Origin of the sequence: Emticicia sp. 17c, assembly GCF_037153985.1 — a bacterium.
GTDB lineage: Bacteria > Bacteroidota > Bacteroidia > Cytophagales > Spirosomataceae > Emticicia.
Genome location: NZ_JBBAYI010000076.1, coordinates 1 through 512 on the forward strand (window position 1 = coordinate 1; position 512 = coordinate 512).

Genomic DNA, 512 nt, shown 5'->3' on the forward strand with positions numbered 1-512 from the left:
TCGCCTTGTGTAATATCATAAGTAGTAGCCCTTGCCACTACATCTGTACATTTTTTATCAACTTTTATTTCTATTTTATCGTTGCAGGTTCTAGCTTCGCCATTTTTAGATTCTACTATACAGTTCAATTCATAAGTAGTTGTTTCGCTGGGTGAAATAACTATGCTTCTCTGGTTTGTTGAAACATCGTCACCAATCCAGTTAACCACAGTACGACAAAAACTGGATGCCGTGAGGGTAATGGTTGTTCCTTCTACAATTCTTGTGGTGGGTCTCTCAATTAAGCCACGGCATAAACTACTTGTCAATTCCCCTGTTGCAGGGTCACTTCTTAAGTTATTTCTTACAGCAACAATACTGTACTGATACAGTTCATTAGGATCTAAATCTGTTAATGTGACCGTGTTTTTATTGATGAGCACAACTCTCTCTACCTTATTTATGTCTTTATAAACAACTTGATAGCTTTCATGTAATTTGTTTTTATCCCATGTCAAAATCATGGTATTATC

1 protein-coding gene is annotated in these 512 nt (G+C 36.1%); it reads right to left on the bottom strand.

Going from position 1 to position 512, the window contains the following annotated elements; all coding sequences use genetic code 11:
• A partial coding sequence (locus tag WAA15_RS24550) for a fibronectin type III domain-containing protein (RefSeq protein WP_337045488.1) occupies positions 1–503 on the bottom strand: 503 nt, incomplete at its 3' end.
• Positions 504–512 lie beyond the last annotated feature (9 nt).